Origin of the sequence: Streptococcus mitis, assembly GCF_023109515.1 — a bacterium.
In the GTDB taxonomy this organism is placed as follows: domain Bacteria; phylum Bacillota; class Bacilli; order Lactobacillales; family Streptococcaceae; genus Streptococcus; species Streptococcus mitis_CS.
Genome location: NZ_JALDUM010000012.1, coordinates 1 through 512, shown reverse-complemented (window position 1 = coordinate 512; position 512 = coordinate 1). Strand labels below are relative to the sequence as shown.

General features: G+C 41.0%; 1 protein-coding gene. It reads left to right on the top strand.

Annotated elements, in window-relative coordinates; translation table 11 throughout:
- Positions 1 to 512, top strand: a 512-nt coding sequence (locus M1G05_RS10000) for a MucBP domain-containing protein (protein ID WP_247953700.1), incomplete at both ends; no start/stop codon positions are given.

Genomic DNA, 512 nt, shown 5'->3' with positions numbered 1-512 from the left:
GGCGAACAACCTAAGAAAGATATCCCAGGTTACCGCTTCGTAGAGACTAAGAAACTTCCAAACGGCGATACAGAGCACGTTTATGAGAAAGTTAAGACAAGTCACAAGGATAAAGACGGAAATGAAATTCCAAACTATCCAACAGAAGATGGCGAACAACCTAAGAAAGATATCCCAGGTTACCGCTTCGTAGAGACTAAGAAACTTCCAAACGGCGATACAGAGCACGTTTATGAGAAAGTTAAGACAAGTCACAAGGATAAAGACGGAAATGAAATTCCAAACTATCCAACAGAAGATGGCGAACAACCTAAGAAAGATATCCCAGGTTACCGCTTCGTAGAGACTAAGAAACTTCCAAACGGCGATACAGAGCACGTTTATGAGAAAGTTAAGACAAGTCACAAGGATAAAGACGGAAATGAAATTCCAAACTATCCAACAGAAGATGGCGAACAACCTAAGAAAGATATCCCAGGTTACCGCTTCGTAGAGACTAAGAAACTTCCAAA